Below are 14,321 nucleotides of genomic sequence, written 5' to 3' on the forward strand. Positions count from 1 at the left end.
ATGAATTTAAAAGACAGCATACAGCCAAATAAACTACCAAACCACATCGCTATTATTATGGATGGCAATGGACGTTGGGCCAAACAAAAAGGCATGATTCGTGCCTTTGGACACGAAAACGGAACAAAAGCAGTTAAGCAAGTTGTTGAAGGTTGTGCCGAGTTAGGGGTTAAAAACTTAACCCTTTACGCATTTTCTACAGAAAATTGGAATCGACCAAAATTAGAGGTTGACACCTTAATGAAATTACTCGTTAATTCGTTAAAAAAGGAAATAAAAACACTTCAAGACAACAATATAAAACTCTCTGCCATAGGATGTTTAAACAACTTACCAAAAAAAGTTCATACTGAACTACAAGAAGTTATTGAGCTTACAAAAACTAACAGTAGACTAAATTTAACCCTCGCATTAAGCTACGGTTCAAGAGAAGAATTACTAAATACTGTTAAAGAGATTAGTATTAAAGTTAAAAATAATATAATTTCGCCGGATAAAATTGATGAATCAATTATAAATGAGCATCTTTACACGCGTGGTTTACCTGATGTAGACTTGCTCATTAGAACAAGTGGAGAGCAGCGTATAAGCAACTTTTTACTTTGGCAAATTGCATATGCTGAACTGTATTTTACCGATGTACTATGGCCGGATTTTGCAAAAAAGCATTTGTATGAAGCTATTATTGAATATCAAAAAAGAGAACGACGATTTGGGAAAACAAGTGAACAACTTAGCTAATAAACTACCTTTGACAAATTATATTAAACACTGCTTCGCAATATTACTTTTTGCATGTAGCCTTTCTATTAAAGCGCAACAAATACCTTATAACGACGGAAAAGCCTACACTATTGGAGATATAGCAGTAATAGGAAATACTGCTTTTGAGGCCCAAACCATTGTTACCTATTCAGGGCTACAAAAGGGACAAGCAATAACAATTCCAGGAGAGGAAATTAGTGCGGCCATAAAAAAACTATGGAACTCTAAACTATTTAGCGATATTGAAATTTACCTGACCAAAGTAGAAGGTGACACGGCATTTCTGGAAATTAGATTATCCGATTTACCTCAACTAAATGAGCTTAAAATTAACGGAGTAAAAAAGAGTAAAATTGAAGGCATCATCAAGGAAAACAAACTTGAAAAAGGTGTTAAAGTTACCGAAAACCTCATTACTACTACAAAAAACTACTTAACAAATAAGTACCAAAAAGATGGTTTCTATAATACAAAAGTTTTAATAAACACCATCGATATTAAAGATTCTCTAGCTACAGCCAGAGTTAATATGGTTATAAATATTGATAAAGGAGAGAAGGTTAAAATTGATGATATCGTAATTAATGGTAACGAGGTTCTAAGTGATAAAACACTTAGAAAAAGTATGAAAAATACAAAAAAGAAAAACATACTTCGCTTTTTAAAACGATCGAAATATATTGAAGCCGACTATAAAGAAGATCTCGTTAGTTTAATAGACAAGTATAAAGAAAACGGATATAGAGATGCTCGTATATTGTCAGACAGCGTTATTGTTAACGATAATCAAACCATTTCTTTAAAAATCGATTTAGAAGAAGGCGAAAAATATACTTTCGGAGATATTACCTTTATTGGAAACACTGTATATTCCAACCAATATCTTAATAGAATTTTACGTATTAAAAAAGGAGACACCTATAACGGCGTTTTACTTCAAAAACGTATTGCCGACGACACAAAACCTGATGGTTTCGATATAACGAACGAATACCAGAATCATGGTTATTTATTCTCCACCATTAACCCCGTTGAAGTAAGTGCCGATAACAATGTTATCGATATGGAAATTAGAATTATTGAAGGTAAACCAGCCTATTTCAATACGGTTTCGGTAGTTGGAAATGATAAAACAAACGATCATGTTATTTATCGTGAAATCCGTACGCGTCCAGGGCAATTATACAGCAAAGCTAATGTGGTACGTACCGTTAGAGAGCTTGGTCAGTTAGGCTTTTTTGATGCTCAGGAAATCTCTCCCGACTTTAAAAATGCTAACCCCAACGAAGGTACTATCGACATGGAATATTCGGTTAAAGAAACTGGGTCGAGCCAGATAGAGCTTCAAGGAGGTTACGGTGGTGGTGGTTTCATTGGTACCTTAGGATTATCATTCAACAACTTTGCAATTAAAGACATCTTTAAAAAAGAAGCTTACAAACCAATTCCAATGGGTGATGGCCAAAAACTAGCGTTGCGTTTACAAGCAAGTCGTTTTTACCAAACTTACAGTTTCTCTTTTTCAGAACCATGGATGGGAGGAAAACGCCCTGTTCAATTTTCGTCGTCGTTATCGCATACCAAACAATTTTTGTATGACTACCAAACCGGTAATGCCGATAAATCCAGAAGTTTTAATATTACAGGTATTACTTTTGGTTTAGCAAAACGTTTAACCGTACCTGATGATTATTTTACATTATCTCAGGCCTTAAGTTATCAGCGTTACGATTTAAATAATTACAACACTGGTTTATTTACTTTCGGTGATGGATTTTCAAATAACTTGTCTTATACTGTAGGATTAAGTAGAAATAATACTAGTGTAGATCCTATTTATCCAACGGGTGGATCTAATTTCTCGGTAACTGCAAAATTATCGTTCCCATACTCCTTAGTAAACGGTGTAGATTATACGGCACTTAAAAATGAAAGAGACGATAACTTTGCTATTTTAACCGACCCAGATGCTACAGCTGCAGAACAAGCCGATGCCAATACGCGAATTTCTGAAATCGATCAGGAGCGTTACAATTGGTTGGAATTTTACAAAGTAAAATTTAAAGCAGACTGGTTTGCCCAAGTTATCCCTAATACAGATTTAGTTTTAAAACCAAGTGTTGAATTTGGATTCCTTGGAGCATACAATCAAGACAGAGGTGTTATCCCTTTCGAACGTTTCTTCCTTGGAGGTGATGGTTTAGGAAGTTATAGTTTAGATGGTAGAGAGGCTATTGCTTTACGTGGTTATCCAAACCAATCGTTATCAACTAATGATGGAGGTACCATTTACAATAAGTTCTCATTAGAGCTACGCTACCCAATAACTTTAAAAGCTTCAGCTAAAATTTACGGTTTAACCTTCCTTGAAGGTGGTGCATCATATAATAATTTTAGAGATTACAATCCATTTGATTTAAAACGTTCGGCTGGTGTAGGACTAAGAATTTTTATGCCTGCTTTTGGATTGTTGGGTATCGATTTTGGTCATGGTTTCGACAATGTTCCTGGCGATACAGAGAAAAGTGGTTGGCAAACACACTTTATTATTGGACAACAATTTTAATTTTGGCACGATATTTTCTAATTACACCATAAGTATTTGAAATGAATTGAAATTTTTGAGATTAATTTTCGTTAATTTTTGAAATGAGCTTTCTAAAATTTTTCATAACAAGGAAATTGTTTATTTTGCGAGTAGCATTTTCAATGAAATTTTTACGAAACTTAACTATTGAAAATTCAATTCTAATCGTGGCAGACTTAAAAAATATCATCTGTCTTTTTAGAATTTATAATTAAATAAATTTAAAAACTCAAACAGATGAAAAACAACGTTCTTTTTTTACTGATACTAGTTTTTACTCTGAGCTTTTCGGCACAAGCACAACGTGGCGTTAGAATCGCTTATATCGACACCGAGTACATCTTAGAAAATGTTCCAGAATACCAGGAAGCCACTTCGCAACTAAACGATAAGGCCAACAAATGGAAATCTGAAATAGATTCTAAACTAACCGCTGTAGAACAAAAACGAAAAGACTTAAGCAACGAAAAAGCCCTTTTAACCAAAGAGCTTATTGAGGAGCGCGAAGAAGATATTGCTTTCGAAGAACAAGAAATATTAGATTATCAACAAAAACGATTTGGACCAAACGGCGATTTGTTTATTCAAAAAAGACAACTCATGCAGCCTGTACAAGACCAAATTTTTGCAGCAGTCCAGGATATTGCTGAAAAAAGAAAATACGATTTTATTTTCGATAAGTCTTCCGATGCAACTATGCTTTTCTCTAATAGTGCTTTCGATGTAAGTGAACAAATAATTAGAAGTATTAGCAGAACTTCAAAACGTACGCAAGCCCAATCGCGCGCCGAAAAACGTGCCGCCGAAGATGAAGAGTTACTTCCAGAAATAAATGAAGAACTGGAAGCACGAGAAAAAGCTTTAAAAGAAAAACAAGACGCCAGAGAAAGCGCCATTGAAAAGCGAAGACAAGAAATTTTAGAAGCCCGTGAAGCTAAACAAAGAGAAGCTGAAGAACGCCGACAAAAAATTCTTGAAGAACGTGAAAAAGTAAGACAAGAAAAATTAGCAGCAAGGCAAAAAGCTGCTGGTGTTTCCACTGAAGAAACCACAGCAAAATCAACCGAAGGAACAAAAGCAAATGAAACAGGCGAAAAAGAAAAAACACAAGCCCAACTCATTGAAGAAAATAGACAAAAAAAATTAGCCGAACGCGAGGCTAGAAAAAAAGAATTAGAAGAAAGACGACAAAAAATTTTAGAAGAAAGACAACGCGTAAAAGATAGTATAACCAATAGTAGAAACAATTAAAATTAAAACAATTTAAAACACACTTAATACTTATTTAAAAATGAAACAATTAAAAACACTTTTATTAGCAACTGTACTATGTGTTGCATCTGTAAGTTTAACACAAGCACAAAGTAAAGTAGCTCATATAAACACTCAAGAGCTAATTCAAGCGATGCCGGAGATGAAAGATGCACAATCGCAACTTGAGACGTTAAGTAAAACATACCAAACTGAGATGCAAGGTACCATTACTGAGTATCAAAATACAGTAAAACAATACGACGCAGAAGCTGCAACAAAAACTGAAGAAGAAAACGCTAAAAGAATGCAAGAATTGCAAGAAAAGCAAAGACGTATTCAACAGTTCCAAGCTGATGCTCAAAAAGATTTACAAAAAAAGGAAATGGATTTATTACAACCAATTACCGAAAAAGCAAGAGCTGCCATTTTAAAAGTAGCTAGAGCTCAAGGTTTCGATTACGTTTTAGATTCTGCTCAGGGAGTTACAATCTTAGCCGATGGTAAAAACTTACTTGACGATGTAAAGAAAGAATTAGGTATCTAATTTTTTATAAAATAAATTAAACTTAAAGCTGCTTTTTACAAAGCAGCTTTTTTTATTTTTGTTAATATGAGCAAACAACCTATTGGTATTTTCGATTCTGGCGTTGGTGGCACATCAATATGGAAAGAAATACACACTTTACTCCCTTACGAAAACACCATTTATCTCGCCGATAGCATAAATGCGCCTTACGGTTTAAAGGGTAAACAAAAGATTATTGAACTAAGTATTAAAAACACCGAATACTTAATAAATAGTGGTTGTAAACTCATTGTTGTGGCCTGTAATACAGCCACTACTAATGCCATAAGTGTTTTAAGAGCATCATACAATATCCCTTTTATAGGAATCGAACCAGCTATAAAACCAGCAGCACTTCATACCAAAACCCATAGCGTTGGTATTTTAGCCACCCAAGGCACCCTAAGCAGTGAATTATTCTCCAAAACCTCGGGGTTATTTGCAAGTCACATTCAGGTTATTGAACAAGTAGGTGAAGGCATTGTTGAACTCATTGAAGCCGGCAAGGTAAATTCGGATGAAATGAAACAATTATTGAGCGCGTATTTAAAACCAATGATAGAAGCTAAAATAGATTATCTGGTTTTAGGATGCACACATTACCCTTATTTAATGCCATTACTGTTAGAATTACTTCCAAAACACGTGAAGATTATTGATTCCGGTGAAGCCGTTGCCAGACAAACCAAAGCGATTCTTGAAAAACATGAATTGTTAAATACCCAGACATTAAAACCAGAGAATAAATTCTATACTAATGGCAATCCAGAAGTACTGAGAGCGTTACTAAATAATCAATATACACTAGAAAATTTAAAGTTTTAATAATACCTCGCATTAGGGAATGAGCGGCCTGTTTTGAGCTCGCCGACAAAGAAGGCAGCGAGTAGCGAAAGTCCGCCCCCTATAACGTGAAACGGTATAGCGGATAATGCCCTATAATTTTAATCTTCCTTAAACCAGCTGGAGTATTTCACGTAGTTATTTGCTATTCGATCTATTTGCCCGGATATTAATTCCTGACTAATATCTTTAATTTTTTTAGCTGGAACTCCAGCATAAATACTTCCAGATTCTACATGGGTATTCTGGGTTAGCACAGCACCTGCTGCAATAATACTATTACTCTCAATAATACAATCGTCCATTACAATACTGCCCATCCCTATTAAAACATTATCGTGTATGGTGCAACCATGAACCAAAGCATTATGACCAATGGAAACATTATTCCCTATATTAGTTGGTGCTGTTTGATAAGTAGCATGAATTACCGCTCCATCCTGAACATTCACTTTGTTCCCCATTTTTATATAATGAACATCGCCGCGAATAACAGCATTAAACCATACACTACAATCGTTACCCATTGTCACATCACCAACTATCGTAGCATTTTCGGCAACATAACAATTATTAGGAATTTGAGGTGACTTTCCATTTACAGGTTTTATTACAGGCATAATACATTATTTTGAAAGAAGTGGCGTTAAATTTAACGCTTAACTTTTAATTATTTTTATAAATTTTGAACTGTTAAATAGACTACAATATTATTTAAAAAACGCCAATAAATCAGATTTTTTTGAAGCCGACACCATAATTTCCTTTCCGTTTGAAAGCACCACGCTTCCACCTTTACCTTTTACATATTTAATGACCTGATTGACATTAACTAAATACGATTTATGCACACGTGCAAACCCAGTATGCAATAAAGCATCCTCAAAATATTTAAGTGTTTTACTAACTACCTTTTTTTTATTATCACTTAGGTAGATTTCGGTATAATTATCGTCGGCTTTGCAGTATAAAATTTCATTAATCTCTAAAACTTCAAAACCATTAAACTGTGGTATCGTAATTTTTCCACTAACGTTATTCACTTTTGGAAGCAGTACTTGTTCATGAAGCGCCTGTTCCTTTTGTTTTATTTGGGTAACATAATCTACCGCCTTAATAAGTTCGTCGATAGAAATAGGTTTCATTAAATAATAACTGGCATGGGCATTTAATGCTTCGATAGCGTAATGGTTATAGGCGGTAACAAAAATGGTTTCAAAATCGATATCACCCACTTTATCAAGTAAATCGAACGCATTACCATACGGCATTTCTACGTCTAGAAACACCAAGTCTAAGTCATTATTACGAATCAAAACTAAGGCTTCTTCTACATTTTCGGCCTCACCCAATATGGATACGTTAGGACAATACTTGCCAAGATAATTTTTTAAAATATCTCGACTTGTTTGTTCGTCTTCCACAATTACTGCATTTAAATTCATTTAATCCCTTTTTAAGGTTAACACGACTTTAGTCCCGGTATCTTCAGCATTTTGATAATCTTCTATAAGTACATCCACCTTATCTTTGTACATATCATTTAAAATATCAATTCGCTTTTTAATATTTCCAATCCCTTTTGAGTTTTGCTTTTTCTGGTGTTCAGTTTTTAAAGCTTTTGATTGCCGACGACCAATACCATCATCTGTAATCGTAATTTCTATCTCGTCCATTGATTTTTGTACAAGTCCAATATTTAAGTGTCCTTTCGTTTTTTTATAGCGCAACCCATGCCACACCGCATTCTCAATATATGGTTGTAATAACATAGGCGGAATTACAAAATCCTTTAAATTGATATTATCATCAATTTCAATTTCGTAATCAAATTTGTCTTTAAACCTGAAATGTTCCAGTTTGGTGTAAAGCCGAATCAGTTCAATTTCTTTCTCCAACGGAATAAAATCCTCTTCACTATTCTCTAATACCGCTCGCATTAAAAGAGAAAAATCCGATAGATATTTATTCGCAGCACGCTCGTCGTTTAAAGCTATAAAACTGTTCACAGAATTTAACGCGTTAAAAATAAAATGCGGATTCATTTGACTACGTAAACTTTTTAATGCCAACAAATTATTTGCCAAACGTTGTTGTCTTATATTCTTTAACATTAAAAAAGCCATAACAAGAAGTAAAATTACACCCCCAATTAATGAGTATATAATAAGTTTTTGTCGTTTAGACTGCTCTTCGGAAAGTTGAAATTTGCTTTCGGAAAGGGCTCGATCACTTTCTAAACTTGAAATTCTATTCTGCTTGCTTATAATATCTTTACTAAATCTTGCCGCCTGCGATATTTCCTGTTCTTTTTTTAGGTATAACTTATCAACTAATTCTACATAATCCTGATATGCCAAAAGTGCTTTATCAAACTCTCCGGCATCTCTATAAACTTCAGAAAGTTTTCTGGTGGCATCTTTTTGAACTATTAAATCTTCCTTTATGTTAGCTTCAGCAATACTATTTTGTAAAAAAGGAATAGCATTTTGGTAATCTTTTTGAGCAGCATAGGCATTACCTATCTTATAATTTTGCTTTTGGGGAGTTAAAGCACTTTCGTTTTTAAAAACCGAATCATTTTCTAAATTTTTAATACTGCTAAGTGCTTCCTTACGCAGTTCTATTTCATCAGAAAAATTGCGGTTTTCATTTTCGAAATCGGCAACTTTTATTTTCTGCTCTACCAATCGGGCTTCATTTTCAGTATTTGCAACTTGGATAGATTTTTTAAAATAGCCTTTAGCCCTTTCGGCATCACCCATAGCGTTATAACTCTGTGCTATCTTTGAGTTTAAATCTGTTATTTTTGAAGTTATTGCAGCCTTCTTTGCAACTTGTAAACCATTGTTGTACGCCTTTATGGCTTGTTGAAAAGCTTTAGTTGAAACATATACATCACCTATTCCTTCATAAAGCACAATTAATTGCCAGTTGGACAATTCTTCTTTATTGATGGCATTGTAAAGCGCTAAACTTTCCTGATAATTTTTATTTAATTTATAAGCCTTAGCTAGTTTTATATTAACCTCGTTAAGGTTTCTGCTTTGCAAACTTATGCGGTAATTAGAAACAGCCAAATCGTACTGTTTCCAAAACATATAAACATCGCCTAAAACTTCATAAGCTTGCGCATTTTCTTTTGCCGAACCACTTTCTGTCAAGGCATCACCAACAAATTGGATACTTTTTTCCGCATCGGTTTTTTGATAGAATTCAGCAGAATCAATTAAAGCATTAAACGATATCAAATTTTTTGAGGCTCGTTTTCCTTTTAGATACGTTTTTTCGTTTTTATTAGACTTTACTAAAACCTTTATCCTTTCATTGTTTTGTATCGTATAGTAAACCGTTTGAAAATCCTTATGTCTTATGGTAAGTTCATCCCCTTTCCTAGCTTCGATTTTAAACTCACCAAAAATATCGGTAGTTGTATACCCCCCGCCATTTACTTCAATATTTACATTTGGAATTGGCTTATTAGTATCGTCATCTATAACCGACCCTCTTACAGAAAACTTGGAACCTTGATTTAAAATCACATTATTATTCTGCGCAATGACAAGGGTCGTGCACAAAAGAAACAGGAACCATATATTAATTCTTAATCGTTTCATAAGCAAAACTTAGCTAAACATACGCACTTTACTTGGTAAAATAAAATGATGATTTTATAAAATAAACCTTTTGAATAATGCACGAACCTTATTCGCTAATTCTTAAGCCGTATTCCCTAATTAATACAGCGCATTCCCTAATTGTACATTTTTAATAAAATAAGTTGATTTTATATTTAGGGAAACATTAAATACTTGAATTATGATTTTAAAGCACCTTTTAAACCTTAGTATTTTTATCACCTCTGTTGCATTTTCTCAACAAGGAGAAAAAAACTTTATAGACCAACCCTACATTGAAGTAACAGGAAATGTTGAAACTGAAATAACACCCAATGAAATTTATCTTAATATTCTAATAAATGAAGACGATAAAAAAGGGAAAATTAGTGTCGAAGACCAAGAAAATGAAATGATATCTGTTTTAAAATCCTTATCAATAGATTTAGATAAAAACTTTTCAATTCTTGATTTTGATGGTTTTTACAACAAAAAATTTCTAGGCACCAATGAAGTTTCTAAAGCCAAACGCTACGAACTTATTGTAAATAACGGCGAAACACTGGCTAAAGTTTACGACGCTCTAGACCGAATAGACATTTCTAACATCTCAATAACAAAAACCAGCCACACCGACATTGAAAAATTTAAACGCGAGGCAAAACTTAATGCCCTTAAAATAGCAAAAGAAAAAGCCGAAGACTATGCGCAGGCTATTAATCAAACCATTGGAAAGGCGCTTTTAATCCAAGAACAAGCTTCTCCCTCAATAAATACATTAAGTGGTTACGCTAATGGTGTAGTAATAAGAGGGGCTTCAGCGCTTTATGGTTCTAAGGCGGCAACCATAAAATTCGAAGATCTAAATTTAAAACCTCTCATAATATCGGCCCAAGTTATGGCAAAATTCATCCTAAATTAAAAAACGTAAACAACATGAAACATTCAATTAAAAGAGTACTATTGTTAAGCTTCATTCTCAATATTATATTCTGCCACGCAAAGATTAAAACTTCTGATAACCGCTTCAAAAGCACAAATTTAAACAGTAGTCAACATTATATAAAAGTTGCACTTTTATTAGATACCAGTAATAGTATGGACGGGCTTATAGACCAAGCTAAGGCCCAGCTTTGGGATATAGTAAACGAACTTTCCTATGCTAAATGTGGTAGTGCAAAGCCTAATCTTCAAATTGCTTTATACGAATACGGTAACGATGGTTTAAACAGCCAGGAAGGTTTTATTAGGCAGGTATTACCCTTTAGTGAAGATTTAGACGAGATTTCGAAAGAACTATTTTCGTTAACCACTAATGGAGGAAATGAGTACTGCGGACATGTCATTCAAACAGCGTTAAACCAACTAAACTGGGGAAAAAATCCAGAAGATTTAAAACTTATTTTTATTGCAGGAAACGAACCTTTTACTCAAGGAAAAGTTAATTATAAAGATGCCGCTACCAATGCCAATGAAAAAGACGTTACTGTAAATACTATTTTCTGTGGCGATTACAATCAAGGTATTTCAAGTTACTGGAAAGATGGTGCACTACTCGCCAATGGCGATTACATGGCCATAAACCACAACCAAAAAACGGTGCATATTGTTTCGCCTTACGATGATGAGATATTGATTTTAAATCAAAAATTAAATAAAACTTATGTCATTTACGGAACAAAGGGAAAAGAAAAATTAGCCTTACAAGCCGAACAAGACAGTAATGCAAGCAATTATAGCAAGGCAAATGCTGTTAAACGAAGCGTAAGTAAGAGTTCGCATTTCTATAAAAATGAGTCTTGGGATTTAGTTGATGCCGTTGAGCTTGAAGAAGTAGTGGTTCAAGCTCTTACTCCTGGAATTCTGCCTGAAGAACTCAAAGGAAAATCGAATTCTGAAATTGAGGCCTATTTGACACATAAAGGCAAGGAACGTAAGGCAATTCAAAATCAAATAAATGAATTAAATCAAAAAAGAATCCAGTACGTTTTAAAACAACAACGAGAAAAATCAAATGAATTAGAAAATGCGATGGTAACAGCTATAAAAAGTCAGGCTGAAAAGAAAAATTATAAATGGAATAAATAATTTATAATCGTCATCTTTAAGAAAATGAAAGATGACTATATTTCTTTAGCTTAGAACATCAATCAATACTGTTTACAAGTCTCTTAAGTAGTAAAGATTAATTCACTGCAGGGCAATTACAATCGTAGCGCTTACGTCTGCAATTAAAATTATAACCTAAAGTAAATTGGTGAAATCCCCCATTAGAATACACAACCGAGTTACTCTGATAGGTGTATGTGTAGGCAAACATAAATTGATTATAATTGATGCCTACTATAGGTGTAAACTGACTTAATCGCTGTTTATTTACAGTACTGTTAGCGTTGGTAGTATACTCGGCACCATCAAAACTATTTCTATAAGACAATCCTGCCCATACAGTTCCAAAATCCATAGCTTTATAAGCCTTGGCGTTTACATCTATTGCTGCTTCCTGAGTTGCCTCTCTATATTGAAACATAACCGACGGTTCAAAGCTCCACTCACTACCATACTTGCTATAAACATAACCTGTTGTTAATAAATAACGTCTTAAATTACTGGTTATATTCACGTCTCTGTTAATTCCGGAGTTATTTAAAACATTCTTTACTGTTCCGTGTAAATAAAAATCAAGAAACTGATACGAAAACCCAAAATCCATATTAAAATTGGTTTCGGTTTGCACAGTACCAGATATTATAGGATCAGGCCCATCAAACAAAAACGAAGTTTCGTCCAAACGGTATTGTATTAAACCAGCACTTAAACCAAAAGACAACATATTTAAATCGGTCTCACTCCTGGAAAACATTAAATGGTGCGCGTATGTGGCATAAGCACCACCTTGCGAATGGTAGCCATTTTTGTCAGTAAACACAATTCCTCCAATAGCTGAAGGCGATTCACCAATTCGACTATTTACGCTTAAAGTCATTAGCCTTGGAGCATCTTCATGCCCAAACCATTGTTGCCTGCCTGTTAACCTAATTTTTGCACAATTGGCTACCCCAGCCATCGATGGGTGAATTAAATAATAATTATCGGTAAGGTAATCTGTATAAATAGGCAAACCCTCTTGTGAAAAGGAAAAATGCGTAAAGAAACCGCAAATAGTAACAAATAAAAGGTTTTTTAATCTCATATAGTTTCAACGTAATTAGCATGGTGCTTATTATTGAAAAACATACTAATTTAAACAGTTCAATAAGAGGCAACAAAACTCAAATATATGGATAACTAAAGTTTTCTTTTAGTATTTTTGTAAAAAATTAGCTAAAATGAATACTTTCAAAGTTTCTGTTAGAGAAACATCAAATAAAGCCATAGTAAAATTCGAATTAAACGAGTTTATTACACAACACCAAAGTTTTGAGTTTAACAATATTGATGAAGCTAAACCTTCACCTTTGGCACAACAGCTATTTTACCTTCCATTTGTTAAAAAGGTATATATTTCAGGAAATTTTATAGCTGTAGAACGATATAATATTGTTGAATGGGCCGATGTACAAGATGAAATAGCCGAACAAATTGAATCATACTTAAACGATGGCGGTATTGTTATAGAACAGACCACTGAAACAAAAAAAGTACCGGTTACAGTTTATGCCGAAAGTACCCCTAATCCATCAGTAATGAAATTTGTTGCTAATAAAAAAATAGTAACAACACTATTCGAATTTACATCTATTGATGAAGCCAAACTTTCACCTCTTGCTACCGAGTTATTTCACTTTCCTTTTGTTAAAAGTGTTTTTATTGAAGAAAACTACGTTTCTATCACAAAATATGATATGGCCGAATGGCAAGACATTACCGTAGAGTTGCGTGAATTCATAAAAACATACATTGAAAATGGTAAGGAAGTTGTTGTAAAAGGTGCTGCCGAACAATTACAAAAGTCAACCGAACAATTAGACTCAAATTTTGACGCCTTAGATGATACGTCTAAACAAATAATTAATATTCTTGAAGAATATGTAAAACCGGCTGTAGCTAGTGATGGTGGTAACATTCAGTTTATATCTTACGACGAAAATACAAAGAACGTAAGCGTACTTCTTCAAGGTGCTTGTAGTGGATGTCCATCATCTACCTTTACGCTTAAAAGCGGTATCGAAAACATGCTAAAAGAAATGCTTCAGGATAAAGTAAAAACAGTTGAGGCTATAAATGGATAAATATTTATTATCAACATAATTTATAAAGCGTTCATATTTTATTGAGCGCTTTTTTTATGGTATTTGGTTTATGACTATAAACCACCGTGCTTTCACTACTCACTTTTTTAGCCACTTTGCTAAAAAGAGTTCAAACATACCGTTCAATGACTAATACTAAAGTATGAACATTAAAAACATACCTATTAAACAAATATAAATACGTCATTATACTTACCCCTCATAAACGACCAAAGCCTTTATCGTATTAAGGATAAAGGCTTTATTTGCATTGTAATAGTGACCAGGCTGGGGCTCGAACCCAGGACCCTTTCATTAAAAGTGAAATGCTCTACCAACTGAGCTACCTAGTCTTGGACTTGGTTTGACAAGTCTTCTAATAAAAAATCCTCAGTCTGTTAGAAGACTGAGGATTATAAATACTGAACTTGATTCAGTACCAAAAAAGGCAACGACCT

At 33.9% G+C, this 14,321-nt stretch carries 12 protein-coding genes and 1 tRNA gene; 8 read left to right on the forward strand and 5 right to left on the reverse strand.

All coding sequences use genetic code 11. The features are described from left to right. From ICJ83_RS12865 to murI, 5 genes are all read left to right on the forward strand, one after another. Positions 1–741: an isoprenyl transferase gene (locus tag ICJ83_RS12865; protein ID WP_188230800.1), complete on the forward strand. Its 741-nt coding sequence runs from the start codon at positions 1–3 to the stop codon at positions 739–741. Further along, positions 674–3,331 (forward strand): outer membrane protein assembly factor BamA, encoded by a 2,658-nt coding sequence (gene bamA, locus ICJ83_RS12870; RefSeq protein ID WP_188230801.1) that lies wholly within the window; start codon positions 674–676, stop codon positions 3,329–3,331. The genes ICJ83_RS12865 and bamA overlap by 68 nt, the downstream gene beginning before the upstream one ends. Positions 3,332–3,589: 258 nt before the next feature. Next, positions 3,590–4,603: an OmpH family outer membrane protein gene (locus tag ICJ83_RS12875; RefSeq protein ID WP_188230802.1), complete on the forward strand. Its 1,014-nt coding sequence runs from the start codon at positions 3,590–3,592 to the stop codon at positions 4,601–4,603. Positions 4,604–4,643: 40 nt separating this feature from the next. Next, on the forward strand, positions 4,644–5,150 hold the full coding sequence (locus ICJ83_RS12880; protein ID WP_188230803.1) for an OmpH family outer membrane protein: 507 nt from the start codon (positions 4,644–4,646) through the stop codon (positions 5,148–5,150). 66 nt (positions 5,151–5,216) lie between these two features. Next, positions 5,217–5,996 (forward strand): glutamate racemase, encoded by a 780-nt coding sequence (murI, locus tag ICJ83_RS12885; RefSeq protein WP_188230804.1) that lies wholly within the window; start codon positions 5,217–5,219, stop codon positions 5,994–5,996. Between the two features lie 119 nt (positions 5,997–6,115). On the opposite strand, the gene ICJ83_RS12890 is transcribed toward murI, so the two are convergent. The 3 genes from ICJ83_RS12890 to ICJ83_RS12900 form a co-directional block, all read right to left on the reverse strand. Then, positions 6,116–6,634 carry a gamma carbonic anhydrase family protein gene (locus ICJ83_RS12890; protein ID WP_188230805.1) on the reverse strand — a complete coding sequence of 173 codons (519 nt, stop codon included), beginning with the start codon at positions 6,632–6,634 and terminating at the stop codon, positions 6,116–6,118. A gap of 90 nt (positions 6,635–6,724) precedes the next feature. Next, entirely contained in the window at positions 6,725–7,459 is a 735-nt protein-coding gene (locus ICJ83_RS12895) for a LytR/AlgR family response regulator transcription factor (protein WP_188230806.1), read from the reverse strand. Continuing rightward, positions 7,460–9,631 (reverse strand): histidine kinase, encoded by a 2,172-nt coding sequence (locus ICJ83_RS12900; protein WP_188230807.1) that lies wholly within the window; start codon positions 9,629–9,631, stop codon positions 7,460–7,462. A 202-nt stretch (positions 9,632–9,833) separates the two neighbouring features. On the opposite strand from ICJ83_RS12900, the gene ICJ83_RS12905 reads away from it, so the two are divergent. Further along, on the forward strand, positions 9,834–10,553 hold the full coding sequence (locus ICJ83_RS12905) for an SIMPL domain-containing protein (protein ID WP_188230808.1): 720 nt from the start codon (positions 9,834–9,836) through the stop codon (positions 10,551–10,553). Between the two features lie 14 nt (positions 10,554–10,567). Further along, on the forward strand, positions 10,568–11,719 hold the full coding sequence (locus tag ICJ83_RS12910; protein WP_188230809.1) for a vWA domain-containing protein: 1,152 nt from the start codon (positions 10,568–10,570) through the stop codon (positions 11,717–11,719). Positions 11,720–11,816: 97 nt separating this feature from the next. On the opposite strand, the gene ICJ83_RS12915 is transcribed toward ICJ83_RS12910, so the two are convergent. Continuing rightward, a complete protein-coding gene (locus tag ICJ83_RS12915; protein ID WP_188230810.1) occupies positions 11,817–12,824 on the reverse strand; it encodes a PorP/SprF family type IX secretion system membrane protein in 1,008 nt (335 codons plus the stop codon). A 136-nt stretch (positions 12,825–12,960) separates the two neighbouring features. On the opposite strand from ICJ83_RS12915, the gene ICJ83_RS12920 reads away from it, so the two are divergent. Then, on the forward strand, positions 12,961–13,863 hold the full coding sequence (locus ICJ83_RS12920) for a NifU family protein (protein ID WP_188230811.1): 903 nt from the start codon (positions 12,961–12,963) through the stop codon (positions 13,861–13,863). Between the two features lie 280 nt (positions 13,864–14,143). On the opposite strand, the gene ICJ83_RS12925 is transcribed toward ICJ83_RS12920, so the two are convergent. Next, a tRNA-Lys gene (locus ICJ83_RS12925) sits at positions 14,144–14,216 on the reverse strand. Between the last annotated feature and the right edge of the window lie 105 nt (positions 14,217–14,321).

The sequence above is a fragment of the Aestuariibaculum sediminum genome (assembly GCF_014596945.1).
Lineage (GTDB): Bacteria > Bacteroidota > Bacteroidia > Flavobacteriales > Flavobacteriaceae > Aestuariibaculum > Aestuariibaculum sediminum.